We start from the raw sequence: 25,543 nt of genomic DNA, 5'->3' as shown, positions 1-25,543 counted from the left end.
CAAAGCTTGCCTCGTCGAGGAGGCGGGTTTTGGCGCTCGCTCGCGATATAAGAGAAAAAGCACATGAACAACGACAACATTGCGATCGTCGGGGTCGCCTTCCGTTTCCCAGGGGATATGTCCAACGAAACGGAGTTCTGGCAGGCGCTTGCCGGCTGCCGTGACCTGGTTACCGAGGTTCCCGCATCCCGCTGGGCAACCGAACGGCTGCAGCATCCGCAGCGCAACGAGCCGGGGCGCAGCATCACTTTTGCCGCTGGTGTGCTTTCCCGGATCGATGAATTCGACGCCGCCTTTTTCGGCATTTCACCGCGCGAGGCAAATAGCCTCGACCCGCAGCAACGCCTGTTGCTCGAACTGGCCTGGGAAGCGATGGAGAACGCGGGTACCCCGGCCAGTCAGCTGGCCGGCAGCGATTGCGCGGTCTATGTCGGGATTTCCAGCAATGATTACGCCAGCCGTTCGATGGACGATGTCGCCGTCCTCGGCGCCCATTCGATGACCGGCAACACGCTCAGTATCGCCGCCAACCGGCTTTCCTACGTCTTCGACCTGCATGGGCCGTCGCTGGCGGTCGATACCGCCTGCTCCTCGTCGTTGGTCGCGCTGCATCACGCCTGCACCGCCTTGCGCACCGGCGAGGCGTCGCTGGCTCTGGCCGGCGGCGTCAGCATCCTGCTCCATCCGCATCCCTTCATCGGCTTCACCAAGGCCTCGATGCTCTCCGCCGGTGGCCGCTGCAAGACCTTCGACGCCAGCGGCGATGGCTATGTCCGCGGCGAGGGCGGGGCGCTCCTGCTGCTCAAGCCGTTGTCCCAGGCAATCGCCGACGGCGACCGGATTCACGCCGTGATCCGTGGCTCCGGCGTCAATGCCGACGGCAGCCGCAAGACCGGATTGACCATTCCCAGCATCGACGGCCAGGTCGAACTGATGCGCCAGGTGCTGGCCCGTCACGACCTCGACCCTGCTGCCGTCGATTATCTGGAAGCCCACGGTACCGGCACCGCGATCGGCGATCCGATCGAGACCGCCGCCATCGGCGCCGTCTACGGCCAGGCGCGGGCCGCCGCCGATCCGTTGCCGATCGGTTCGGTGAAGACCAACGTCGGCCACCTCGAGCCGGCTTCCGGCATGGCCGGGCTGGTCAAGGCGCTGCTCGTGCTCAAGCACCGGGAAGTGCCGCCGTCGCTGCACCTGGAAACACCCAATCCGAAGATCGACTTCGCTGGCTGGCACCTGCACGCAGTCGATGCACCGTATTCGCTCGCCGAACGCGCTGCCCGCAAGCCGCTCATGGTCGGCGTCAATTCCTTCGGTTTTGGCGGTGCCAATGCCCACGTGCTGCTCGAAGAGTTCCGGCCAAACGCCGCTGCCACCAACGCACCAGCAGGAACGGGTTTGCCGCTCGTCCTTTCCGCGCGCAGCGTGCCCGCCCTGCGTGCGCTGGCCGCTGCTTACGCGGCGCGCCTTGCCGAGCCGGTCGATAGCTACGATCTCGCCTGGTGCGCCGCGCACCGCCGCGACTGGCTCGAACATCGTCTGGCCGTACGCATCGACGACCGGCAGTCGGCCGTACAGCTTCTCCAGCGCTACGCCGAAAGCGGCGAAGCCGCTGGCGTCGTGGTCGACGAAGCGCCAGCGGTGGCCGGCAAGTTGGCCTTCATCTATGCCGGTAACGGTTCGCAGTGGGTCGGCATGGGGCAGATGCTGCTTGCCGAAAGCCCGCGCTTCCGGCAACTGATCGAGGAACTGGAAGCGCCGGTGCAGGCGCAGTCGGGAATTTCCTTGCTCGGCGAATTGCAGGCCGGTGCCGAATCGGCCCGTCTCGACGACACCGGGGTCGCCCAGCCGACGCTGTTCGCGCTGCAGTACGCCTTGACCGTGTTGTTGCGCGAGCAGGGCATCGTCGCCGATTGCACTGCCGGCCACAGCGTCGGCGAAATCGCCGCCGCCTGGGCGGCCGGCGCCTTGAGCCGCGACGAAGCGGTGCGCGTCATCTGCGCCCGCAGCGCCGCCCAGGCGCTGACCCGCGGCGCCGGCCGGATGGCCGCCGTCGCCATCGGCGAGGAAAGCCTGCGTGCCTTGCTCGCCGAGCACGGCCTGGACAGCATCGAAGTTGCCGGCATCAACAGTCCGCAGAACCTTACCGTATCCGGCCCGCTCGCCGCGCTCGAACAATTGTCGCCGTTGTTGCGCGCGCGCGGCGCCGCCTTCCGCCTGCTCGACCTCGATTACGCCTTCCACAGCGCGGCAATGGAGCCGACGCGCGAGATGCTGTTTGCCTCGCTGGCAGGTTTCGCGCCGCAGCCGCTGGTTTCGGGAACGCAGTTCTTCTCGACGGTGTCCGGGCAGGCCTGCGTCAAACCGCTCGATGCCGTTTATTGGTGGGACAACATCCGGCAGCCGGTGCGCTTTGCCGACGCCATCACGGCCATGGCCGCTGCCGGCGCCAACGTCTTCGTCGAAATTTCCCCCAACGCCATCCTCCAGCGCTACCTCAAGGAATGCCTGGCGGCGGCCAAGGTTCAGGGCCGCCTGCTGCCTTCGCTACGCAAGAACGACGATGGCGTGGACCGAGTTGAGGAACTTGTCCTGCGCTTGCAAGTGCTCGGCGGTGTCCGCCGCCTGGAGGCCGTTTTCCCGGTGGCTGGGCGTTTTGTCGATTTGCCCCTCTATCCCTGGCAACGCGAACGTTTCTGGCAAGAGAGCTCGCCTGAGGGTTACGGCCTGATCGTACGTGACCGCGTTCATCCGCTGCTCGGCTGGGCGCTCAAGGAAGCGCCGGCCGCCTGGGAGAACCTGCTCGATCCGCGCGTCGACCGCTGGCTGGCCGACCACCGCGTCGGCGGTGCCGTCGTCCTGCCCGGCGCCGCCTACGTCGAGATGGCGCTGGCCGCGTCGCAGCAGTTCTACGGCGGCGACAGCATCGAGGTCGAACAGCTCGACATCATTTCGCCGGTGGTCTTCGACGAAGCCCATGGACGCTGCATCCGCTTCGACCTCAACCCGCGCGACGGCAGCTTCCAGATCCGCAGCCGGCAACGGCTGAGCGAGGACGAATGGTCGCTGCACGCCGCCGGCCGCCTGCTCGGTACGATGAGCGTGGCGCTGACGACGCGTCCGCTGCTCGCCATCGACCCGGTTGCTGAAATCGATCACGACACCCACTACCGGCTGGCCAGTGAACTCGGCCTCGACTATGGCGGCGATTTCCGTGGCCTGGCTCGTGCCTGCCACGACGATACCCGGTTGAGCGGCGAGTTCGTCGCCAGCGGCGAAACCGACGCCTGGCTGCTGACCCCCGCTCGGCTTGATGTCTGCTTCCAGTCGCTGCTCGATTTTCAACGTTCGGAAATCGAGTCCGGCAACGGTGTTCCCTCGCTACCGGTCAAGATTGGTCGCCTGCAACTGCGTCTCGGCGCTGGACCGGTCGTCGCATTCCGTACTTACTTGCGCAAGCGCAGCTTGCGTTCGGTGCTTGTCGATTTCGAACTGTTCGACGCCGCCGGCCAGTGCGTCGCCCGCCTTGCCGGCTGCCGCTTCCGTTCGGCGGCACTGCGCCGGGAAGGGCGGACGGCACCGGCGGCTTGGGAAATCGTGCCGACTCTGGCGGCGCATCCGTCGGCAACCCGCCAGGCAGCTTTCCCTGGCGGCGCCGACTGGGCGGCCATCCTCGACCGGGCGCTGCTTGCCCAGGAGCCGCGCCTGCAGCGCCAGTCGGCTATCGGCGAAGCCCTGCCGCTGCTCGACGCGCTGGTCACCGCCTACGCGCTGCAGGCGATGGCCGGGCTGCTGCGCGAGGCCCCGGAAGATGCCGGGCGCTTCCTTGCCGGCGAGGGCTTTGCCAGCGATGCGCAGCGGGCCCTGTTCGCCTGGACACGGACTCTGCTGGAAAGTCAGGAACTGCTGCAGATCGATGACGGCGTTCCCGGCGTCCCCGAACTCGATGCCGATGCCTTGCCGGCACCAGCCGAAATCTGGCGCACTCTGCTTGCCGAGTACCCGGACAGCCTGGCCGAGCTGATCCTGCTTGCCGTCGCCGGCAGCCGGCTGGCCGATGTCCTGGCCGGGCGTGGCGATGCCGGTGCGCTTGCTGCCGCGCTCGCGCGCAGCCCGCAATGGGAAACCCTGCACGACGATTCGCTGAGCTACCTGGCCAGCCGCGTCGCCTGCGAAACCCTGGTCGTCGAGGCGATGCGCCGACGCGACCCGGCGCGCCGCCTGCGCGTTCTGGAAATCGCCGCCGGCGCGACGACGATTCCGCGCCAGATCGCCGGCGCCATCGACGCCACCGGCATCGACTACTGGATCGCCCAGGCCGACCCGGAAATCCGCGACCGTCTGAGCCGCGATTACCAGGAGCGCGACTGGGTGCAGGTCGCTGCGCTCGATGCCGAGGCCGCGCGTCTCGACGCCGCCGCCTTGCAGGGCGGTGATTTCGACCTCATCCTGTTGCGTCATGCCTTGTCGGCCAGCGCCAACCCGCGCGCGCTGCTGGGCATGCTGCAGGGCGTGCTGGCCGAGGGCGGCCTGCTTGCCATCAGCGAACGGGCGGCCGATCCGGCCGCCGGCCTGCTCGCTGCCGGCCGCCTGCTGCCCGGGGCCGGCGCCTGGCAGACACTGCTCGAAGGCAGCGGTTTTGCCACCTGCCGGCTCTGGTACGAACCGGCCGCCGCCGACCTCGCTGCCGGCAGCTACCTGTTGCTGGCCGAAGGCGGCGCGCGCGCTGGCGAGCCAGCGCCGGAAGCGCCGCCAGCCGTCGCCGAACACTGGCTGCTGCTCGCTGCCGATCCGGCTGCCACCGGCGTTGTCGCGTTGCAGGCCGCACTGGCCGCCAGCGGCAAGAACGTGGAAATTGCCAGCGAACTGCCGGCCACCGCCAGCCCGGCGCACATTGTCTGGCTGCCGGCTGCTGTTGCAGCCGACGATACGGGACCGACGCTGGCCTTCTTCGAACTGGTCCATCAGCTTGCCGCGCGTAGCCCGGCGCCGCAACTGCACCTGCTGCTCGGCGGTGGGGCGCCGGTCGACGGGCTGGCCGACGAATTGCCGGTACAAGCGGCGCTGGCCGCCGTCTGGGGACTGGCGCGGGTGGTCATGAACGAGATGCCCGGACTCAAGCTGCAACTGATCGATTGCCCGCTGACTGGCGATGTCGCCGCGCTGGGCGCCGAACTGACGCAGCCCGATGGCGAAAGCGAGATCATCCTGCGTTCGTCGGGGCGCCAGGTGCTGCGCATGCGCGCGACACAGGTCGCCGCGCCGCCGGCCGCTGCCGAAAGCGAATCCCGCTACCGCCTCGATTTCCGCGTTCCCGGCCAGTTGCGCAACCTGCTCTGGCTGCAGACGCCGGCCGCGACGCTTGGCGCCAAGGAGATCGAGGTCCGCCCACAGGCGACCGGCCTCAATTTCCGCGACATCATGTACGTCATGGGCCTCCTGCCCGACGAGGCGGTCGAGCACGGCTTCGCCGGCGCTAGCCTGGGGCTGGAGTTCGCCGGCGTGGTCAGCCGGGTCGGCAGCGAAGTCACCGGCTTCAGGCCCGGCGATCCCGTGATGGGCTTCGGTTCGGCCTGCTTCGCCAGCCATGTCATCTCCCGCGAGGATGCGCTGATGCCGATTCCCGACGGCTGCTCCTTCGCCGCCGCGGCGACGGTACCGACCGTCTTCTTCACCGTCTATTACGCGCTCAAGGAGCTGGCCCGCCTGCAACCCGGCGAACGTGTGCTGATCCATGGCGCCGCCGGTGGCGTCGGCATTGCTGCCGTGCAACTGGCCCGCCATCTCGGCGCGGAGGTCTTCGCCACCGCTGGCAGCGACGAGAAGCGCCTCTTCGTCGAACTGCTCGGCGCCGATCATGTGCTCGATTCACGCAGCCTGGCTTTCGCCGAGGACATCCTGGCGCTGACCGGCGGCGAGGGCGTCGATGTCGTCCTCAACTCGCTGGCCGGCGAAGCGATCCGCCGCAACTTGCAGATCCTGCGTCCCTTTGGCCGCTTCCTCGAACTCGGCAAGCGCGATTTCTTCGAGAACACGCCGATCGGCCTGCGCCCGTTCAAGGACAACATCAGCTATTTCGGCATCGACGCCGACCAGTTGCTGATCGCTCGCCCGGCGCTTGCCGCCCGCCTGTTCGGCGAAGTCATGGCGCTGTTCGGTGAGGGCGTACTGACGCCGCTGCCGGCACGCGTCTTCCCGGCGGAACAGGTGGTCGATGCCTTCCGCTACATGCAGCAGGCGCGGCAGATCGGCAAGGTCGTCGTCTCCTTCGAGGACGCCCGGGTCGATGCCCAGCCGCAGTTTGCGCAGCGCCATGTGGCGCAGTTCGATCCTGCCGGCAGCTACCTGCTGACCGGCGGCGTCGGCGGTTTCGGTCTCGAAACCGCCCGCTGGCTGGCCAGCCATGGCGCCGGCCAGCTCGTCCTGGTCAGCCGGCGCGGCGCCGAGACGCCGGGGGCCGAGGCCGTTCGCCAGGAACTGGAAGCGCTTGGTGCCGGTGTCCGCATCGTCGCCTGCGACGTCGCCGACCGTGCCGCGGTAGCGCAAATGCTGGCCGGTCTGGCCGACCTGCCGCCGCTGAAGGGGATCTTCCACGCGGCGATGGTGATCGACGATGCACTGCTCGGCAACCTCGACGCCCAGCGTGTCGCCCGCGTCCTCGAACCGAAGATCAAGGGCGCCTGGCATCTGCACGAACTGACGCGCGACTGCCCGCTCGAGCATTTCGTCCTCTACTCCTCTATCACCACCAGCATCGGCAACCCGGGGCAGGCTTCCTACGTCGCCGCCAACACCTGGCTCGAGGCGCTGGCCGTGCAGCGTCGCCGCAGCGGCCTGCCGGCGACCTGCGTCGGCTGGGGGCCGATCGGCGACGCCGGTTATCTGACCCGCAACCAGGCGGTCAAGGACAGCCTCGCCAGCCGTCTCGGCGCGGCGCCGCTGGCGGTGGAAACGGCGCTAGCCATGCTCGGCGAAGTGCTCGCCGCCGGCAGCCCCAATCTGGCGCTGGCCGATTTCCACTGGCCGACGCTGGCGCGCCTGCTGCCGTCCAGTCACAGCCCGCGCTTCGCCGCGCTCTGGCGCAACGGCGACGAGGCGGCGAGCGGCCCGGAGAACCTCGAGGACTTCCGCAGCCTGATCGAGGGCAAGTCGCCGGATGAGGTCAGGCAACTGGTGCGTTCGCTGGTCACCCAGGAAGTCGCGCAGACGCTGGCGATCAACCCCGAGCGCATCGACGCCGGCCGTTCGTTGCACGACCTCGGCCTCGATTCGCTGATGGGCGTCGAACTCGCTCTCGGCCTGGAAAAGCGCTTCGGCGTCCAGGTGCCGGCGATGATGCTGAACGAGGGGCCGACCGTCGATCGCGTCACCGAGCGCATCGTCGAGCGTCTCGGCGGTGGTGGCGAGGTCAACGATCTTGCCAGCACGGCGGCCGGCATGGCGGCGCAGCATGCGCAGGATATTGCACCGGAAATCCTGGAGTCGGTGGTCAATGATTTGCAGGGGAAAGTCTGACCCATGGCAATTTTCTCGGCGGGGCGCAGCAAAGAGACAGCCATCCATTTGGCCAAAAATACGGGCGAAAGGCCGATGGTGGCTGATGGCGGACTCGACGTACCGGAAAAGTTCTATCGGATCGACAAGTTTCCCGGCTATACCAAAATCGCATTGTTTCGTCTTGCAGCGGAAAAGTTGCGGATCGACGACCCTTACTTCATTTGCCATGAGGGCGTGGCCGGCGCGACGACGACGGTTGGCGGACGGAGCATGCTCAATTTTTCGAGCTACAACTACCTCGGCCTTTCCGGCGATTCCCGCGTCAGTGCCGCAGTCAAGGCGGCAATTGACCGTTACGGTACCTCGCTGGCGGCCGCGCCCCGGGTGGCCGGCGAGGTGGCCGTGGTGCGCGAACTGGAAACCGCGATCGCCGGCCTGTACGGCGTCGATGACGCGGTGACCTTCGCCAGCGGCCACGTCACCAACGTCAATACCATCGGTTTCCTGTTCGGACCGAAGGATTTGATCATTCACGACCAGTTGGTCCATAACAGCGTGATCGAAGGTGTCCGTCTTTCGGGAGCGGCGCGCCGCGCCTTTCCCCATAACGATCCCGCCGCGCTGGATCGCCTGCTTACCGAAATCCGGGGCAACTTCGAACGGGTGCTCGTGGTGATCGAGGGGCTCTACAGCATGGACGGCGATTCGCCGGCATTGGCGAGCTTTGTCGAAATCAAGCGGCGGCACCGCGCCTTCCTGATGGTCGACGAGGCGCATTCGCTCGGTGTGCTGGGTAGCAGCGGTCGGGGTATTCACGAACACTGCGGCGTGCCGGCTGGTGACGTCGACATCTGGATGGGTACCCTGAGCAAATCGTTCGCCGGCTGCGGCGGTTTCATCGCTGGCGAGCAGGCGCTGGTCGACCTGATCCGCTACGCGGCACCGGGCTACAATGCCAGCGTCGGTCTGGCGCCGGCGTTGGCGGCAGCATCATCGGCGGTCATCCGGATCATGCTCGATGAGCCCTGGCGGCTGGAACAGTTACGTGCGGCGGGCCGCTATTTTCTCGAACAGGCTCGACTCCGTGGCATGAATACCGGACTCTCCGAGGGCTACTGCGTCGTTCCTCTGATTACTGGCAGTTCGCTGAAGGCGGTCAGTCTCTCAAAGAAACTTGCTCGGCAAGGAATCAGTGTGCAACCGATCATCCATCCGGCGGTAGAGGAGAGGCTGGCGCGCCTGCGTTTCTTCATCTGTTACGCCCATACGCAGACCCAGATCGATCACACACTCGACGAGATTGCCCGTTGCCGCTGAAACCATGAAAAAGCCCATGTCCGTTCTTGCTGGCGATCTTCGGGAGAAACTCGTCAAACGCTTTGCCGCCCGCCGGGAAACCGGCGAAGTTACGTCCGCGCCAAGTCCGTCCGCTGCGTCACCGGATATCGACCAGTTCTGTCGCTTCGATGCCTTTCCTGCCTATCGGCAGATCGTCTCGTCGCTACAGTCCAGCCAACCAGCGCTTGCTCCGGGGCAGGGAGAAGGCGATTTCGCGAGCTACGACTATCTGGGCCTGGCCAGCGACCCGCGCGTCCGGGAAGCGGCCAAGCAGGCCGTCGATCAATACGGCAGTTCGGTCTCGGCCAGTCGTCTGGTGGCCGGCGAGCGCCCCTTGCTGCGCGAACTCGAAGCGGCGCTGGCGGAAATCTACGCAGTGGACGACGCGCTGGTTTTTGTCAGCCGTTATGCCGGCAACGAAACGACGATCGGCCATCTGTTCGGTCCGCGGGATCTTGTCGTCCATGACCAGTTCTGTCATCTCAGCGTACTTGAGGGCGTCCGTCTGGCCGGCGCGACGCGGCGGGCCTTTCCGCACAACGACTTGCCGGCGCTGGAAAAATTGCTCGCCGGAGCGCGCGGCGATTACGAGCGGGTGCTGATCGTCGCCGACGGGCTATCCCCGGTCGCCGGCGACATCTGTGACTTGCCGGGCCTGGTTGCCCTGAAACAGCGCTACCGGACCTTCCTGATGGTCGATGACGCCCACGCGCTGGGCGTGCTCGGCGAAGGCGGCCGCGGCAGCCGCGAGCACTGGGCGCTGGCCGGCGACGATGTCGATTTCTGGTCGGGCAGCCTCGGGCATGCACTGGCCGGGGCGGGCGGTTATATCGCCGGCAGCCGGGCGCTGATCGACCTGCTGAAATATTCAGCCCCGGGTTTCGTCTACAGCGTTGGCCTGGCGCCGGCGATGGCCGCTGCCGCGCGCGAGGCGCTGCGCATCCTGGGCAGCGAACCGGCGCGCCCGGCGTTGCTGCGGCAAAACGCCAGGCAGTTTCTGGCCGGCGTGCATGCCCAGGGTTTCGCCACCGGCGCCTGTGCCGGACAAGCGGTGGTTCCGCTCATCCTCGGCGATTCCGGGACGGTCCTGGCGTTCGCCGAGCACTTGGCGGGCCAGGGAATCCAGGCACTGCCGCTGGTTTCCCCGGCGGTCGACGAGTGCCAGGCACGCCTGGTCTTCTGCATTCACCATGGGCATGGCGCTGAGTCACTGGAGCGGGCGCTGGCAGCGCTGGCCAGCGCCAGGCAGCGGGTCGGCGTGAAGCCGTAGGCAGCACTCCGTAGTCTGCGCTTCGCCCGAGGGCGGCAGCAATTCGCCAGTCGGATCGCGTCGTATGAAAAATGCAAATATCATTGCCGTTTTCTTCCCCGGAGAGCGCAATGAACGATTACACGTTGCTGCACCACGGTGCCGTCGATGGCGTCACCGGTTCCTGCCACGAACTGCGCGCCCGGGATGGCACGGCCATTCTCGTCGACTGCGGGCTGTTTCAGGGGGCCGAGGTGTCCGCCGAGGGCGGTTCGGCCGGCACGCCGGCAATCGACTTCCCCCTAGACCACATCCGGGCCATCGTCATCACCCATGTGCACATCGATCATCTCGGCCGTTTGCCCTACCTGCTGGCGGCCGGATTTCGCGGCCCCATCCTGTGCAGCGAGGCGAGTGCCGAACTGCTGCCGCTGATGCTGGAGGATGCGATGAAGGTCGGCGTGACGTCGGACCAACGCCTGATCCGGCGGATACTGGAACAAATCGCCAGTCAACTGGTGGCACTGCCCTACAAGCACTGGCATGCCTTGCTTCCCGGTTGGCAGATCAAGCTGCACCCGGCCGGACACATTCTCGGTTCAGCCTTCGTCGAAGTCCGGCTCAGCGGCGACTTGGCCGCAGGTTCTGGCAAAGGCGACTGGCGTATCGTCTTTTCCGGCGATCTTGGCGCTCCCCACAGCGCGCTTCTGCCGGCACCCCGTTCGCCATGGCGGGCCGATCTGCTGGTCCTCGAAAGCACCTACGGCGATCGCTTGCACGTTGATCGGAAGCAGCGCCGCCGGCAACTGCAGGAGACCATCGAACGCGCCCTGCGCAACCGGGGCAGCGTCCTCATTCCCGCCTTCAGCATCGGGCGTACCCAGGAACTCCTCTACGACCTGGAGCATGTCATCGCCAGCGCGAAAAAGCAGCCGGCGGAAACCGACTGGTCGGCGCTGGAGATCATCGTCGATTCCCCGCTGGCGGCGCGTCTGACGCAGGCACATATCCGCCTGCATCACCTGTGGGACGCCGAAGCCCGCCGCCGCACCGCCAGCGGTCGCCACCCCCTGGCCTTCGAACAGCTCTATACGGTGGACGGTCACGACGAGCATCTGCAAACCGTCGCCTACCTGGCGCGCAGCGCCCGCCCGGCGGTCGTCATCGCCGCTGGCGGGATGTGCTCCGGCGGGCGCATCGTCAATTACCTGAAAGCCATGATCGGCGACGCCCGGCACGACATCGTCTTCGTCGGCTATCAGGCGGCCGGAACGCCCGGGCACGCCATCCAGCAATACGGACCGCGCGGCGGCTATGTCGAACTCGACGGTGAGCGCCACAGCATCCGCGCCGGCATTCACCGCATCGCGGCGTATTCCGCGCACGCCGACCAGGCCGACCTGCTGCGCTTCGTCGGGCGTATGCGCCACCAGCCGGCGGAAATCCGTCTGGTCCATGGTGATCGCCGGGCCAAGGAGGTCTTGATGGAAAAACTGCACGCAAGATTTCCGGAGACGCAGGTTCGCATTCCCTGAGAACAGTCAGGTCAGGAAGCAATACCGGTAAAATGTCAGATTGGTTTCCGGGTATGTGAGCATGAAAATCATCGACAAGGGTGGGCAAATCGCCACGATCGTCGCCTTCGTGGCGATTTGCTGGCTGTCTGTCATGCCGAGCGAGATCGCCGCGGTCGATGGCTTCAACGACAAGGCCAAGCACGTCTTTGCGTTTTTTGTGCTCGCGACGGGCATGTTGCACTATTGGCGGATTTCCTGGCCTGCTGTTGTCGTGGCGCTATTGGGTTTCGGGATAGCTATTGAAATCGTGCAGTTGTACGTTCCTGGGCGAACCTCCAGCATGGCGGATGTCTTTGCCGATATGATTGGGATTGGGCTGGGTGTCCTGGGGCAGCGATTGATTTCCCGAAGTTCTTCTTGAGTTTCTGCATTTGCGGCACGGGGAGATGGAATGTGGCAGCTCGTGGATGACGCTGAAGTGACCGTCTGGAATATATAATCAACATTTTTTTACATGCCGTTGCTGTTGCGAATAACTTGTGTTGTGCATTTCGTCAGGCGGTTCGAGGGGGTAAGTAGGTGGCAAAGGGAATGATTCTGGCGGCGGGGCAGGGAACGCGCGTGCGTCCTCTAACCAAATATTTGCCCAAGCCGATGGTGCCTATCCTTGGTAAACCAGTGATGGAATACCTCATTGAGCACATGGCAAATTTTGGCGTTCGAGACATCATGGTCAATGTGGCCTTCAACCATGACAAGATTGAAAACTACTTTGGCGATGGTCGACGTTGGGGGGTTAATCTGGGCTATTCCTACGAAGGCGGACGGGATCACGGTGAGATCGTGCCTCGGCCGATGGGATCCGCCGGCGGAATGCGCAAGATTCAGGACTTCGGGAAATTCTTTGACGAGACGACACTGGTTATTTGTGGCGACGCAATTGTTGACCTGGATATTGAGGCCGCGCTGCAAGAGCACAGAAGCAAGGGGGCCTTGGCAAGCGTGGTCACGCTGGAGGTGCCGCTCGATCAAGTGCAGAACTATGGTGTTGTAGTCGCTGATGCGGAAGGGAAGGTGGTTTCATTTCAGGAAAAACCGAAGCCCGAAGAAGCGAAATCGCGCCTTGCCAGTACGGGTATCTACATTTTCGAGCCGGAAGTGCTCGATTTGATTCCGTCGGGCGTCCCTTTTGATATTGGCAGCCAGCTTTTTCCGATGCTGGTGGAAAAGAATTTGCCCTTCTACGCACAAAGGTGCACTTTCAATTGGATCGACATCGGTCGGCTCAATGATTACTGGGAGGTGTCGCAGCGCGTTTTGCGAGGAGATGTCGCGCAGATGGACATGCCCGGGAGGCAGATCGAACCTGGAGTCTGGGTGGGCTTGAATACCTCGATTGCTTGGGAGAGTTGTAAACTGGTTGGCCCCATTTATTTAGGCTCCAATGTGCGGATTGAACCTGGGGTATCAATCATTGGCCCGGCGTGGATCGGGCATGGTTCGCATATCCGCTCCAGGACGTTGATTGAGCGCTGCATTGTTTTTGAGTACACGCGTATCGGTGATGCTCAGCATCTGAAAGACATGATCGTATCGCCGCAATACTGTGTTGCGCGAGATGGTGTGGCTCATTATTTGGGTGAAGACGATTCGCCATATCGCTGGGGTGATGCACGGGGATAAGCAGTAGCGCTTCCTGAAGGGGGAGTTGAATTGGTTTTCTATTTATGTGTTGAATGACGAATGGGAGATTGGCCAGGCAAATGGCTATCGAAGTATGGGTAAACTGACAGGTTCTCTTGAGTGGAAGAATTTGGTTCGGCATGCGGAAGTGTTAAAGCGCAAACACCTTAAGACTCTTTTCAATGCCGATACAGCCAGGTTTGAGAGATTTTCACTTACGCATGGTGATTTGCTAATTGATTTCTCCAAGCAACGCATTGACACCACCACTCTTGCGCTACTTAGGAAATACGCCGAATTTTCTCAATGGCAAACTTGGCGTGACCGGATGTTTGCAGGGGAGGCAATCAACCACACCGAAGGAAGGGCGGTGGGGCACTGGCGATTACGCGCAGGACGCACGGCGCCGGACGATGTTCGAGATGTTCTCGGTCGAATGGAGCGCTTCTGCAATCAGGTGCGTTTCGCTGACTGGGTCGGCTTTTCCGGCAAACCAATCAGGCATATTGTCAATATTGGCATTGGTGGTTCGGATCTCGGTCCGAGAATGCTTGTCGAAGCGCTGAAGGCTTACCATTTGAAGGGGGTGCGAGTTCATTTTGTCTCCAATCTCGATGGTGCCGATCTTGCAACAACCCTGGAAGAACTGGATGCGGAGAGTACGCTGTTCATCGTTGCCAGCAAGACATTCACCACCAAAGAAACGATGACCAATGCGAATACAGCGCGCAATTGGTTGTTGCAGAAATTCAGTGGAGAAGAGAAGAGTATCTCCAGACATTTTGTTGCCGCCTCTTGTAATGTCCAGCAGGCTGAGCGCTTTGGTATTTCCACAGAAAACGTTTTCCCTTTCTCCGACTGGGTGGGCGGGCGCTTTTCAGTTTGTTCCTCCGTTGGCCTTTCTGTCGCGCTGGCAATTGGTTTCGAAAGATTTCAGCAATTTCTAGGGGGTGCTCGAGATATCGATCAGCATTTCTTTTCCGCGCCAATCGAAAGTAATGTTCCATTGACGCTGGCGCTGTTGAGTTTTTGGAATGGCAGCTTTTTAGGGGCGAGAAGCGAAGCCGTGTTTCCTTATTCCCATTCTCTTCGTTTGCTGCCTGCATATCTTCAGCAATTGGAGATGGAGAGTAACGGTAAGCGGATTGATCGTGATGGAACAGAGGTTGACTATCTGACCAGCCCAATCATCTGGGGTGAGTCGGGCAGTAACGGTCAACATTCCTTTTTTCAATTGCTGCATCAGGGCACAGAACTGGTTTCGAGCGATTTTATCGTAATGGCGGAGCCTGATTTCTCACCTCCAGGGCACCATGATGGGGTACTTGCCAATTGTCTGGCGCAGTCTTCGGCGTTGGCATTTGGCAAGTCAAGTACAGAACTCGAACCGGAGGAAATTCAGGATTCCTGGGGAGACTATCGCTGCTGTCCTGGGAATCAACCTTCCAACACGCTTGTACTACCGACGATTGAGCCTTTCACGCTTGGGCAGTTGGTTGCCATCTATGAGCATAAAACTTTTTGCCTTGGAGTACTGTGGAACCTTAATTCGTTCGATCAATGGGGGGTGGAATTTGGAAAGCTCCTCGCAGATCGATTGCGCCCGGTGATTTCGGGAAATGTGTCACCAGAAATGTATGATGCTTCAACCAGGGGAATTGTTGCGCATTTTTCAAAGCTTAAACATAAATTCATTAAAAAATAATTACTTAGATGGGGCGTGCTGCTTTCTTGATCAGATGACTTCTAGATGAATTTTAGATTTTTGCGGGGTGTATGATATCGTTTAGTTTTGAGTATTGTGCGGTGCAACATTTTGTTTGGTGGTTGGCTTAGAACCGCTGTAGTTGCTGAATGGCACATTGATCGTTTCAACTGCTGGGCAGCACGAAAAGAATCGGAATATTCGAAAGGAAATGGCAGGATGTGTGGGATCGTTGTGGCAGCGGCTGGCGGTTGTATCGTTTCGGTTCTGGTGGAAGGACTCAAGAAGTTGGAATACCGCGGTTACGATTCCGCGGGGCTCGCAGTCATCGCCGATGGCGAAATTGCCCGGGTGCGTTCGGTGGGCCGGGTTGCCGAACTTGAAAAAGCGGCCGCCGAGTTGAGCGCTTCGGTCGGCATTTCCCATACCCGTTGGGCCACCCATGGCGTTCCTTCCGAACGCAACGCGCATCCCCATGTTTCCGGGAAAATCGCCGTGGTCCATAACGGGATCATCGAGAACCACGAAGCCTTGCGCCAGGAACTGAGCGCGCTGGGTTACGTGTTCACTTCCGATACCGACACCGAAAGCATCGCTCACCTGATCGAGTTCGTCCTGCGTACCGAACCCGACCTTTTTGCGGCGGTGCAGCAGGCCTGCCAGCGACTGATCGGCGCCTACGCCATCGGCGTCATCGATCTCGATTTCCCGGAGCGCGTCATCGTCGCCCGCGAAGGCTCGCCCTTGCTGCTCGGAGTGTCCGACGCAGGCAACTATGCGGCGTCCGATGCCTCCGCGCTGCTGCAGGTGACCCGCAACATGATCTACCTGGAAAACGGCGATGTTGCCGAGCTGACGGCCAACTCGCTGCGGATCGTCAGCGGCGACGGCCAGCCCGTCGTCCGGCCGATCACAGTTTCCGAACTCTCCGCCGCCGCCGTTGAGCTCGGCCATTACCAGCACTTCATGCAGAAGGAAATCTTCGAGCAACCGGAAGCGCTGGCCAATACCCTGGAAATGATCGGCGGCAGCAAGACCATCCAGCCCGGCATTTTCGGGGCCGCAGCCGGGGAACTCCTGGCCGGTATCGATTCCGTGCTGATTCTCGCCTGTGGCACCAGCTCTCATTCGGGCATGACTGCCCGCTACTGGCTGGAAGGCCTCGCCGGCATCCCGTGTACCGTCGAGATCGCCAGCGAATACCGCTACCGGACCTCGGTGCCGAATCCGCGGCAACTCGTCGTCGCCATCTCCCAGTCCGGGGAAACCGCCGATACGCTGGCCGCGCTGCAGTATGCGAAGAGCCAGGGCCAGCAGAACACGCTGGCAATCTGCAATGTTCCGGAATCCGCCATCGTTCGCGAATCCGCGCTGCGCTTCATCACCCGTGCCGGCCCGGAAATCGGTGTCGCCTCGACCAAGGCCTTCTCCACGCAACTGGTTGCGCTATTCCTGCTGACCCTTGTCCTGGCCAAGGTCAAAGGCCGCTTGAGCAGCGAGGATGAAAGCTGCCATCTCGAACAACTGCGCCATCTGCCGGTCGCCGTCGGCAAGGTGCTGACGCTGGAACCGGAAATCGCAGCCTGGGCGGCACGATTCGCCAACAAGAAGGATGCGCTGTTCCTGGGCCGTGGCCGGCATTATCCGATCGCCCTGGAAGGTGCTCTCAAGCTCAAGGAAATCTCCTACATCCACGCTGAAGCCTATCCGGCCGGCGAACTCAAGCATGGCCCGCTGGCCCTGGTCGATGCCGAGATGCCGGTGATTTCCGTTGCTCCCAACGACGAACTGCTGGAAAAGCTGAAATCCAACCTGCAGGAAGTGCGCGCCCGTGGCGGAGAACTGTATGTCTTTGCCGATGCCGGCTCGGAAATCGCCGAGAGCGACGGCGTGCATATCCTGCATCTGCCGGAGCACTACGGACAGCTTTCTCCCGTCCTGCATGTCATTCCCCTGCAACTGCTTTCCTACCATGCCGCGCTGGTCAAGGGGACGGACGTTGACAAGCCGAGGAATCTGGCGAAATCGGTCACCGTCGAATAAGGCGGGACTTGAAAAAAGAAAACCCGGTGCGATACCGGGTTTTTTTTGCTTCTGGCCTGTGGTTTTTCTATTGCAGGATACTCGAGAAATTCTTGTGGAAGAAGTCCACATTGCGACCCTCGGTGATTTCGTAGAGCGTCGGGCCGCGATTCAGCCGTGCGCCGCCATCGCGGGTCAGCGGTTGCAGGACGATATTCGCCCAGCGCCGCGTTGAGGCCGTGGTCATCAGGTCGAAAGGCAAGGAGATGTAGAAACCCTTGTCGAAACTGCCTTCGCCGAATTGCTCCGCGGAGACGTTGGTGAAGGTGGCCCAGGCCCCCATGCGGACGCCGTTGTCGAATTCCTTGGAAACGTCGAAAGTCACGCCCAAGTCCTTGGCCAGGTAGCGACCGGCGCTGAGTGTCAGGTTCAGTCCGGGCGCCAAGGTCGGCACGATGTTGCGGAAATAGGCCGAGGCATGGCCGGTCACGACCGAGTAATCACGCAGGGCAAAGTCCTGCTTGAAGCCCCGCTGCTTGACCCAGTTGAGATTGAAGCCCAGGGCCAGGTTGCTGTTCAGCGGACGATAGAGGATTTCGCCACCGACGCCGGCGTACATCGATTCCAGGAAACCGCCGTAGGCCATGGCGTACCAGTCGCTGTTCATGCGCTTGACGTGATTCAGTTGCAGGCGCGGCATGATCACGTCGGAACTGATCATGTACTCCCGCAGATAGGTCCGGACGCGGGGCAGGTTGCTCGGGGCCGTGTACGTGAACTTGTCGAAGTTGTTGTACAGGTTGAAGCTCATCAAGCCATCGATCCAGGTGTTTTCCGAGAGACGCAACTGGGCATCGAGGTTGGCCGTCAATTGATACAGCACGAAAGCATCCGGCCCGCCCAGATTCTGGTTGTAGCCGGGGGCGAAACCCCAGTCGAACTCGACCTCATCCTTTTTCGCGAACACTTCCTCCTCGCGTCTCGGCAGGGCATTGACCTGCTCGACGGTCCGTCTCAGATCGCCCAGAGAGGCGTCTTGTTGCAGGGTCTTGCGGAAGGTGTCGCGCTTGATCGAGGTTTCGAGTACCGGTACGCCGCTGTGCGTTTCCGAAAGCGTGATCCAGTCGATATCGGCGGCGGCCTGAGCGTCGATGATACGGGCCGTGCGGCCGAGTGCGGCAGCGGTGTACAAGTAGCGCTTGTGTTCGCCCTTGACGACCAGCTCACGGTTACGCCGAGTGATCTTTTGCACCTTGATCCCGGCATTGTCTTCAATTTGCCGAACGATCTCCGGCCAGTCGTTGGCGATCGCCGGACGGCTGTTGTCCGGACGAACCGGCACCGGCGCCGGATCGGAAACCTTGCGCGGCACGCCGCGGCGGGGACTGAAATCGCCGGTGAAGTTGATGCCGAACAACAGCGTGTTGCCACGTTCCCAGCCGATGTTGAAAGCCAGGTAATCGCTGTGGCGGTAGGTCAGGCCGATATTGAAGGGTCGGTCCTGCTTGACCGTGGGGCCGCCTGTTTCATTCTTGTAATTGTTGCCTTCGTATTCCAGCTTGAGGATCAGGGGCTTCCACGGTGTTTGCCACTGCACGCCGGCAAACAGCGCGGCTGGGCCGCGGAAAAAGCTGGTGAGCGCGACCTTACCACCCTGTGAATCGAAACTTGACGGCCTATCGCGAAAACCACTGTAAATCCAGCCCAGCGGGTTCTCGATATCGCCGCGTTTGCCCATGTAGCCCCAGCCTAGTCCCAGGCTGAAGTCCAGGTCGTTCCAGCGCTTGTTGGCGACGATGTATTCTCCGGAGAAAAGCCCGGTACCGCCAATATCGCGCAAGCCGACGGAGATTTCCGGCAGACGCCGGGTTTCCTGTGTCAGCCGCACCTTCAGGTCAAAGCTCTTGTCCTTGTTGCTTTGCTTGCCGGTGGGATCGGCAGCATATTTAACCGTGGAAACGCTGGTGTAGCGATATACCGCTTCAAGCCAGTCAAAAGGTTGCAGTGTCATGGCCAGACGGCCGTAGGGTTCGACCTTCGAGGTGCCGATTGCCACCGAACCGGCTGGTAGCATCCGGGCCGACGGAGTTTGCATCAAGCCGACACCACCAAAATCCCCAAGTGTCGGCGGTACAACGTTGGCCAGGCTGTTTGCGGAGTAGGCGGCGAGAACCGCCAGGAACAGGGCGCGCAACGTCATTGGCCTGCTTCTTCCAGCGGCAAGGGCAAGGTGGCAATGAAATTGGCCAGATCGGCGTTCAGCCCGCTTGCGTCCATGCCATTGGGACCGGCAACGCGGACCAGGACAAAGGCACCCGGCGCTAACTGTGGCGAGGGCTCGTTGTTCCAGGCCGCGATACCGACACGGGTAAGATGACCATCCGGTTGGATGACGTCGATCCAGTCCGGGTCGGCTGCCGGGTGGCGGGGGCAGGTCTGGAGCGCGTCGCTGGCGCGCATCAGCGGGGTGAAGGAAATCCGGCAATGCGCTTGTACTGCGCCAACCACCATGACCCAGGTCGGGCGGGCAGGGTAACGCACCACATCGCCGTTCTTCAGGAACTGGTTGTTCTGGCGCTGCAGTTCGATGTCGATCGGATCCATGTTCACCAGGCGGCGACCGGAAACCGGTTGCGCAGCGACCCAGCCGCGCAAGCGCTGCAACAGGGCAACGCTTTCCCCGCCGGTGGGTTGCAAGCCGGCGGCGGTGAGATGAGACCCCAGCTCGAACAACAAGCCAGTCTTGAGCTTGCGTTGTGCCAGCAGGTTATCCTGGTGCAACCAGGCGGCGCCGGGCAAATAGGCATCGGCAAGCGCCCTGGCCGGCAGGACGAGGTCGAGCAGGCGCGAACCTTCGGGCAGGGTGTATTTTCCGGGATACTGGACCTTGCCCTGAATCTCGACTTCGATCTGGGGCGCCGCCTGAACGCGGGCCGCGGTCAGACAGAGCAGGACGGAAAGCAGTCCGTGGCGCAGGAGAGAAAAATTGCGCATCAACGCCCCCACCAGGATTTGAGCAAGGTGGTCCGGATGCGCTGTTCCGGCGTCAATTGCTGTTCGCTGCGCAGCACCTTGCCATTGTCCGGATCGACCCAGAAATAATTGGTTGCGCGGAATCTGGCCGGGGCTTCCGCCACCAGATGCTCCTCAACGTACATGACACGCGTAGAAACGCCATTGATCTCGATGGCGGTGATCTGGGGCCGCGAATAGCGGGTCAGCAGGCGCACGCCGGCGTAGTAACCCGGCATCCAGTCGACAATACGAGCGGCCGTGGCATTTTGCGGCAGGCGATGAAGGCCATGGGCGAAAGGATTGAAGCCCTCCCAACGGCTGGCGCTCAGGTTCTGCGGCAAGCCGCTGCTGCGGATGACCAGACCATCGCTTTCGACCAGGACCTGTTGCGATGAAGTCGCCCAGAAACGCCGGTTATCCACGCTCCGGCCAAGCACCATGATGGCCGAGCCGAGTTCGGGGATTTCCAGCCAGAGCTTGGCGAAGGGAGTGGCGTCAACTTCCGCCTGTACCGGTGTCTTGGCACTGCGGGAAGTGACGGCCTCACCCATCGTCTCGATGGTCGCTTGCCCCAGTTGGGTGCAGCCGGATAGCGCAATGAGCCAGAATGGCAGCAATACCTGAAGGCAACAGCGCATGGATTAGTTGTTACGAATATCTATTGCGGTCCTTGATCCGGTATAAATCAGATTAGCCGACGGCAGTAGTTGGGACAGAAAGCGGTTCCAAAGGGTGATACCTGCCGGACCAATAAAAACGACATCCTGCGGCTGTACCTCGAAATGCGACGCCAGTGCCATGGAAACCGGAGTACGCGCCGAGAGTTGATAGACCTTGATCGGTGCCGGTCCATCGCCCACCGCACCGCGGATCACGTACACCGCATCGGCGTTGGCCGTATCCTGGCGAATGCCGCCCGCCTGCCCGATGACGTCGGAGAGCGGCAGTGTGCTGGTCTTGAAAACGAAACTACCGGGACGGGTGACTTCGCCGAGGACATAGGCTTTGCGCCGGTCGTTGTAGGCCAGGTGAAGGTGGTCGCCAGCCTTGAGGAAAACCTTGTCGAACTGGTTGGTCTGGCCACGGCTCAAGGCGTCGAGGTCGATCGGGTAATCCTTGCCGTCGCGCTTCAGCGTCAACGCGGTAAGGTCCGCATCCTGAGTCTTGATGCCGGCATTGCCGATGGCGGCCAGCAAGGTCAGCGGCGCCTGGGTGATCGCCTGTTCCTGCGGGCGCTCAAAGGCGCCGGACAGGGTGACCTTGGCGCTGTTGACACGGATGACGTTGACGTCGACCTGCGGCATTTCGACCCATGCCGCGAGCTTCTTGGTCAAGGCGTCACGAATTTCGCTGATGGTTTTGCCAGCAACGGGCAGGGCGCCGACGAAGGGGAAGAACATCGTGCCGTCGTGGCGAACCTGGCGCCCGTTGGCTTCAGTCTGCTGCTGCTGACCGGCGGGTGCGCTCAGTTCCGGGTGGTCCCAGACGATTACCTGCAGGACGTCACCAATGCCAACCCGGTAAGGCGCCGGCTGATACTTCAGGAGTTCTTCCGGCAGGGCGGTCGAAACCGCCGGAACCGCTGTGGATTTCTGCACCGCGAGCAGCTTCGGGGTGATCGGAATGACTTCGATGTTCCCATTGTCCGCCGTTGGTGTACCGAGAAAAGATGACGATCCAAAATGCTGCCCCGGCGCCAAGGCGCATCCAGAGAGAATCAAGAAGGAGAGTGCGGAAACAGCAGAGAGGCGTAGATTGATCATCAGCAATACACAAAACGACCTCTGCGGTTGCCCGCAGAGGATTTTTGAATGGTAGGAGGGTGTGTTTACTTGGTACCGGTGGTGCCGGTGGTACCGGTGGTGCCGGTGGTGCCGCTGCTGCCGTTCCCGCCGCTGCTGGCGGCAAGGATCGCGACCAATGCTGCGGTGACGATGCCGACGGTGCCAGCGCTGACGCCGGCGGTACCGGCGGTGCCGAGGGAACCGGATTCGGTCAGTGCGGCAGCGACAGCGTCATCAGAAAGTTCGAAGAGGCCGGCAGCGTCCTTCTGGCTGACCAGACCATACTTGCCCAGACATTGGTTGGTGACCGTCTGGCAGCCAGCATCCGCGCCCATGTCGGCGTTCAGCTTCGCCTTCAGGGCGGCGCGCTTTTCCGGGGTCAGTGCCGGAGCTTGGGCAAAGGCGGTGGAGGTGGCGAAAACGGCGGCCACGAGCAAGGGGAGGATTTTACGCATAGGAGACTCCGTCAGGATGGTTGGAAAACGAATTCTAGGATAAATAGATGGAATACCCAAGCCTCAGGACTTGGTGTTCTTGTTGCTGTGGTACTCGTACTGATAATAACCGTAACCGCCGTAGCCATAACGACCATACGCCGAAGCGCGTTTTTCCAGGCCGTTGAAGATGGCTCCCTTGATCGCGATGCCATTCTGGGCAAAGCGGCGGACGGTGATGTCGATCTCGCGCGCCGGGTTGACGCCGAAACGGGTGACGATCAGGCTGGTGCCAACGAGACGACCGATAATGGCGGCGTCGGTCACCGCCAACAGTGGCGGAGTATCGACGATCACCAAGTCGAAGCGTTTGCTGGCTTCATCCAGGAAGGCACTGAAGTTCGGGTGCAGCAGCAACTCGGAGGGGTTGGGCGGAATCTGGCCGCGCGGGATGAAGCTCAGGCCCGGCACGTTGGTCGTATGGACAGCCTGCTCGAAGCTGAAGTCGCGCGCCAGCAGGCCGGAAAGGCCCTGGTTTTCCACTCCGGTGCCGAACATGCGGTGGAGGTGGCCCTTGCGCATGTCCGCGTCGACCAAGAGTACCTTCTGTCCGCTCTGGGCAATGATGGCGGCCAGGTTGGCGGAGACGAAGGATTTGCCGATGCCGGGGCTGGGGCCGGAAATCATGATCCGGTTGTTGGTGGCTTCCAGCATGGCGAAATGCAGGCTGGTACGCAGGCTGCGCAGCGCTTCCACGGCGAGATCATGCGGGTGGGCTTCGGACAGCAGCGGAACGTGGTCGCTGGTGCTCTCCCCGCGTTTGCGCTGGCGTTTGATCGCCTCTTCGTAGTCGCGCTGGGTTTCGCTGAGCGGCACGGTGGCGTACACCGGCAGACCGAGCTTCTCGATGTCTTCCGGGTTTTCCACGCCACGGTTGAGGGCGCGCCGCGCCAGGACGAAGGCGGAAGAGAGCAGTGCGCCGAGCAAGGTGCCGACGGCCAGGATCAAGGCTTTCTTGGGGGCGACCGGCGCTCGGGTATCCACCGCGGCCTCGTCGATGATACGGGCGTTACCGATGGTGCCGGCGCGAACGACGTCCAGTTCCTGGATCTTGTTCAGCATGCGCGAATAGATTTCCGTACCGACCTGCACGTCTCGGGTCAGGCGAAGAATCTGCTGCTGGCTTTCCGGCAGGTTGCGGATGTTGCCAGAGAGTTGTTCGCGCTTCTGGGTCAGTTCGCCGATCTTCTGCAGCAGTGCCTTGTAGGTGGGGTGTTGCTTTGTGTAGCGCCGATCCAGCTCCGCCTGCTGCATCTTCAGTTCGGTTAGCTGGGCATCCAACGAGATCGATTGCTGCAGCACGCCTTGGGTTTCGACCGTAACGTCCAGTGACGAGTATTTTTTCTTGTAAGCGTTCAACTCGTTGCTGGCACGATCCAGATCTTCCTTGACCTTGGGCAGTTGCTCACGGAGAAAGACCAAGCTGTTGGCCGCTTCCGCCGAGTTGCGCTCGATGTTCTGGCGCACGAACTGCTGACTGATTTCGTTGAGGATAGTGGTGATCTTCTGCGGACTGATCCCGTCAAGGGCGAGATTGAGAATGCCGGAATCCTTGCCGCGTTCCGACACCTGGAGCATCTGCTGGTACCCGAGAATGGTCTCCAGACGGGGCTTTTTGACTACGGCCAAGCCTGTTCCAATACGGGCGTTGAATTCATTCACAAGCACGGAGAAGCCGTCCTGGCTGATCATTTGCCCGACTTTGCCGCGCAATAGTTCGTTTTCGTCGTCATCAAGGACGACAAATTCGTCTTTCGCCGTCAGGCGCAGGAGCAAGGGCCTATTCAACAAGTTGGCTGGAACGTCAAATTGTTCCAACAGCAGCTCTTCTCCTCCCCAGGCATAGGATTCCAGGCCCAGCCAGGCTTCGTTCAGCGGTTTTTCGGTTGTCGGCGTGAAACGGCGGGCAATCGTCTTGCCAATCACCGGGAAATACTTGGGGGAAACGATCAGGTCCAGATGCAGTTCATCGACCGCCTTGCCGACCACGGTACGCGACTTGATCAGCTCGATTTCCGTCACCGACTTGGATTCCCGCCCGAGGGCGGCGCCGAGGTCATCCAGGCCGGTAAGGCCGCTGGACTTCTTTTCCACCTGAACGAGTGCGTTGGCCTTGTAAACTGGCGTAGAAAGCAGGCCATAAGCCAGGCTGGCAGCCATGGAAGTCACGGTAGCGCCGATGATCAGCCATTTGTTGTCGATCAGCGTGCCAAGCATGCCGAGCAAATCGATTTCATCGCCTTCCGGCGCTTCGGTTTTGAGCACAGTCTGATTTTGCATGTGTCGGTACAGGTCAGTTAACGTTTAATGCGGGCAGCCCAGGCAGCAACGCCTTCGGCGATTTGATCGTAGGCCAGGGCAAAGGCGGCATCGCCACGACGATAGGGGTCGGCGATTTCGCGTTCGTCTTGCCACTTGCCGAGCAGGAAGACCTTACCCCGGGCTTCTGGCGCGATCGAGAGTATATGCTCAATGTGTGGCTTTTCCATAGCCAGAACGAGATCGACATGATGCAGCATATCCCGGGTCAGCATGCGTGCCGCGTGGCTGTCGGTGGCGTGGCCGTGGGCTTTCAGCAAGGCGGCTGCCGTCGCTTCAATACCTTTGCCAACCAGTGCGCCCACGCCAGCAGAGGAGATTTGATACTCCGGTTCTGGGAGTGCTGCGCGAAACAGTATTTCCGCGCTGGGGCTTCTGCAGATGTTGCCGACGCATACCGTGAGGATTCGTTGAAACATTGGAGCGCTTTGACGAAAAACGGGCTATGTTACAGCGATCTCGCTCGGAAACCAATTTTTCACTTGGGCCTTTATCTACTCTGACTATCCGGCTACACTTGTTCTATTTTGAACAACCAATCTTACCGATGATCGATCGAATGCAGGCCCAGCAGGAAGACGTGCGTTTCCGCATCCTTCGCCTGCTGCAGGACAACCCCCACCTGACCCAGCGCGAGCTGGCCGGAGCGCTCGGCATCAGCCTCGGCAAGGCCAATTTCTGCGTCAAGGCGCTGCTCGACAAGGGGCTGATCAAGCTGCACAACTTCAAGGCCAGCCGCAACAAGCTGGCCTACTCGTACCTGCTGACCCCGGCCGGCGTGGCCGAGAAGGCGGCGCTGACCGCGCGCTTCCTCGGCCGCAAGATGGCCGAATACGAGCAGCTGAAAGCCGAGATCGAGTCGCTGAAACAGGAGTGCGACGTTTCGCCGCGCGTTTGATCAATAAATTTCAAATATT

16 protein-coding genes are annotated in these 25,543 nt (G+C 61.8%); 9 read left to right on the top strand and 7 right to left on the bottom strand.

Translation table 11 applies throughout. The features are described 5' to 3' along the window. Nucleotides 1-63: 63 nt before the first annotated feature. The 8 genes from ACLIIZ_RS13565 to glmS all read left to right on the top strand — a co-directional run bounded on the left by ACLIIZ_RS13565 (nucleotide 64) and on the right by glmS (nucleotide 17,035). The gene (locus ACLIIZ_RS13565; RefSeq protein WP_416692952.1) at nucleotides 64-7,518 is read left to right on the top strand and encodes an SDR family NAD(P)-dependent oxidoreductase; all 7,455 of its coding nucleotides are present in this window, start codon (nucleotides 64-66) and stop codon (nucleotides 7,516-7,518) included. A 3-nt stretch (nucleotides 7,519-7,521) separates the two neighbouring features. Then, nucleotides 7,522-8,817, top strand: a complete 1,296-nt coding sequence (locus ACLIIZ_RS13560) for an aminotransferase class I/II-fold pyridoxal phosphate-dependent enzyme (RefSeq protein WP_416692950.1) — start codon at nucleotides 7,522-7,524, stop codon at nucleotides 8,815-8,817. A gap of 16 nt (nucleotides 8,818-8,833) precedes the next feature. Continuing rightward, nucleotides 8,834-10,108, top strand: a complete 1,275-nt coding sequence (locus ACLIIZ_RS13555) for an aminotransferase class I/II-fold pyridoxal phosphate-dependent enzyme (RefSeq protein ID WP_416692949.1) — start codon at nucleotides 8,834-8,836, stop codon at nucleotides 10,106-10,108. A gap of 110 nt (nucleotides 10,109-10,218) precedes the next feature. Next, the gene (locus tag ACLIIZ_RS13550) at nucleotides 10,219-11,622 is read left to right on the top strand and encodes an MBL fold metallo-hydrolase RNA specificity domain-containing protein (protein WP_416692947.1); all 1,404 of its coding nucleotides are present in this window, start codon (nucleotides 10,219-10,221) and stop codon (nucleotides 11,620-11,622) included. 61 nt (nucleotides 11,623-11,683) lie between these two features. Next, nucleotides 11,684-12,025 carry a VanZ family protein gene (locus tag ACLIIZ_RS13545; protein WP_416692946.1) on the top strand — a complete coding sequence of 114 codons (342 nt, stop codon included), beginning with the start codon at nucleotides 11,684-11,686 and terminating at the stop codon, nucleotides 12,023-12,025. Nucleotides 12,026-12,183: 158 nt separating this feature from the next. Beyond that, nucleotides 12,184-13,287, top strand: a complete 1,104-nt coding sequence (locus tag ACLIIZ_RS13540; RefSeq protein WP_416692945.1) for a sugar phosphate nucleotidyltransferase — start codon at nucleotides 12,184-12,186, stop codon at nucleotides 13,285-13,287. 25 nt (nucleotides 13,288-13,312) lie between these two features. Then, nucleotides 13,313-14,992 (top strand): glucose-6-phosphate isomerase, encoded by a 1,680-nt coding sequence (pgi, locus tag ACLIIZ_RS13535; protein ID WP_416692943.1) that lies wholly within the window; start codon nucleotides 13,313-13,315, stop codon nucleotides 14,990-14,992. 219 nt (nucleotides 14,993-15,211) lie between these two features. Further along, nucleotides 15,212-17,035 (top strand): glutamine--fructose-6-phosphate transaminase (isomerizing), encoded by a 1,824-nt coding sequence (gene glmS, locus ACLIIZ_RS13530; RefSeq protein ID WP_416692941.1) that lies wholly within the window; start codon nucleotides 15,212-15,214, stop codon nucleotides 17,033-17,035. A gap of 67 nt (nucleotides 17,036-17,102) precedes the next feature. Here the strand turns inward: glmS and ACLIIZ_RS13525 are convergent, their stop codons facing one another. From ACLIIZ_RS13525 to ACLIIZ_RS13495, 7 genes are all read right to left on the bottom strand, one after another. Further along, on the bottom strand, nucleotides 17,103-19,214 hold the full coding sequence (locus ACLIIZ_RS13525) for a YjbH domain-containing protein (RefSeq protein ID WP_416692939.1): 2,112 nt from the start codon (nucleotides 19,212-19,214) through the stop codon (nucleotides 17,103-17,105). Continuing rightward, the gene (locus tag ACLIIZ_RS13520; RefSeq protein ID WP_416692938.1) at nucleotides 19,211-20,008 is read right to left on the bottom strand and encodes a capsule biosynthesis GfcC family protein; all 798 of its coding nucleotides are present in this window, start codon (nucleotides 20,006-20,008) and stop codon (nucleotides 19,211-19,213) included. The genes ACLIIZ_RS13525 and ACLIIZ_RS13520 overlap by 4 nt, the downstream gene beginning before the upstream one ends. Continuing rightward, a complete protein-coding gene (locus tag ACLIIZ_RS13515; RefSeq protein WP_416692937.1) occupies nucleotides 20,008-20,667 on the bottom strand; it encodes a YjbF family lipoprotein in 660 nt (219 codons plus the stop codon). The genes ACLIIZ_RS13520 and ACLIIZ_RS13515 overlap by 1 nt, the downstream gene beginning before the upstream one ends. A 3-nt stretch (nucleotides 20,668-20,670) precedes the next feature. Beyond that, a complete protein-coding gene (locus tag ACLIIZ_RS13510) occupies nucleotides 20,671-21,792 on the bottom strand; it encodes a polysaccharide biosynthesis/export family protein (protein ID WP_416692936.1) in 1,122 nt (373 codons plus the stop codon). Nucleotides 21,793-21,857: 65 nt separating this feature from the next. Next, complete coding sequence (locus tag ACLIIZ_RS13505) at nucleotides 21,858-22,268, bottom strand: hypothetical protein (RefSeq protein ID WP_416692934.1); 411 nt, start codon at nucleotides 22,266-22,268, stop codon at nucleotides 21,858-21,860. Between the two features lie 63 nt (nucleotides 22,269-22,331). Next, on the bottom strand, nucleotides 22,332-24,587 hold the full coding sequence (locus ACLIIZ_RS13500; protein WP_416692932.1) for a polysaccharide biosynthesis tyrosine autokinase: 2,256 nt from the start codon (nucleotides 24,585-24,587) through the stop codon (nucleotides 22,332-22,334). Between the two features lie 17 nt (nucleotides 24,588-24,604). Then, nucleotides 24,605-25,045, bottom strand: coding sequence for a low molecular weight protein-tyrosine-phosphatase (locus tag ACLIIZ_RS13495; protein ID WP_416692929.1), 441 nt, complete (start codon nucleotides 25,043-25,045; stop codon nucleotides 24,605-24,607). Between the two features lie 128 nt (nucleotides 25,046-25,173). On the opposite strand from ACLIIZ_RS13495, the gene ACLIIZ_RS13490 reads away from it, so the two are divergent. Further along, nucleotides 25,174-25,524, top strand: a complete 351-nt coding sequence (locus tag ACLIIZ_RS13490) for a MarR family EPS-associated transcriptional regulator (protein ID WP_416692927.1) — start codon at nucleotides 25,174-25,176, stop codon at nucleotides 25,522-25,524. Nucleotides 25,525-25,543: the final 19 nt, after the last annotated feature.

Origin of the sequence: Azonexus caeni, from assembly GCF_048146105.1 — a bacterium.
Taxonomy (GTDB): Bacteria; Pseudomonadota; Gammaproteobacteria; order Burkholderiales; family Rhodocyclaceae; genus Azonexus; species Azonexus aromaticus_B.
The sequence above is the reverse complement of the archived record's forward strand: the minus strand, read 5'-3'. Positions and strand labels throughout refer to the sequence as shown.

Bases quoted from the DNA above. Each gene is read 5' to 3' on its own strand.
- ACLIIZ_RS13545 (WP_416692946.1), top strand. From the start codon at position 11,684: ATGAAAATCATCGACAAGGGTGGGCAAATCGCCACGATCGTCGCCTTC.
- ACLIIZ_RS13490 (WP_416692927.1), top strand. From the start codon at position 25,174: ATGATCGATCGAATGCAGGCCCAGCAGGAAGACGTGCGTTTCCGCATC.
- ACLIIZ_RS13555 (WP_416692949.1), top strand. From the start codon at position 8,834: ATGTCCGTTCTTGCTGGCGATCTTCGGGAGAAACTCGTCAAACGCTTT.
- ACLIIZ_RS13500 (WP_416692932.1), bottom strand. From the start codon at position 24,587: ATGCAAAATCAGACTGTGCTCAAAACCGAAGCGCCGGAAGGCGATGAA.
- ACLIIZ_RS13510 (WP_416692936.1), bottom strand. From the start codon at position 21,792: ATGATCAATCTACGCCTCTCTGCTGTTTCCGCACTCTCCTTCTTGATT.
- ACLIIZ_RS13495 (WP_416692929.1), bottom strand. From the start codon at position 25,045: ATGTTTCAACGAATCCTCACGGTATGCGTCGGCAACATCTGCAGAAGC.
- ACLIIZ_RS13565 (WP_416692952.1), top strand. From the start codon at position 64: ATGAACAACGACAACATTGCGATCGTCGGGGTCGCCTTCCGTTTCCCA.
- ACLIIZ_RS13560 (WP_416692950.1), top strand. From the start codon at position 7,522: ATGGCAATTTTCTCGGCGGGGCGCAGCAAAGAGACAGCCATCCATTTG.
- ACLIIZ_RS13515 (WP_416692937.1), bottom strand. From the start codon at position 20,667: ATGCGCTGTTGCCTTCAGGTATTGCTGCCATTCTGGCTCATTGCGCTA.
- ACLIIZ_RS13520 (WP_416692938.1), bottom strand. From the start codon at position 20,008: ATGCGCAATTTTTCTCTCCTGCGCCACGGACTGCTTTCCGTCCTGCTC.
- ACLIIZ_RS13525 (WP_416692939.1), bottom strand. From the start codon at position 19,214: ATGACGTTGCGCGCCCTGTTCCTGGCGGTTCTCGCCGCCTACTCCGCA.
- ACLIIZ_RS13550 (WP_416692947.1), top strand. From the start codon at position 10,219: ATGAACGATTACACGTTGCTGCACCACGGTGCCGTCGATGGCGTCACC.
- glmS (WP_416692941.1), top strand. From the start codon at position 15,212: ATGTGTGGGATCGTTGTGGCAGCGGCTGGCGGTTGTATCGTTTCGGTT.
- ACLIIZ_RS13505 (WP_416692934.1), bottom strand. From the start codon at position 22,268: ATGCGTAAAATCCTCCCCTTGCTCGTGGCCGCCGTTTTCGCCACCTCC.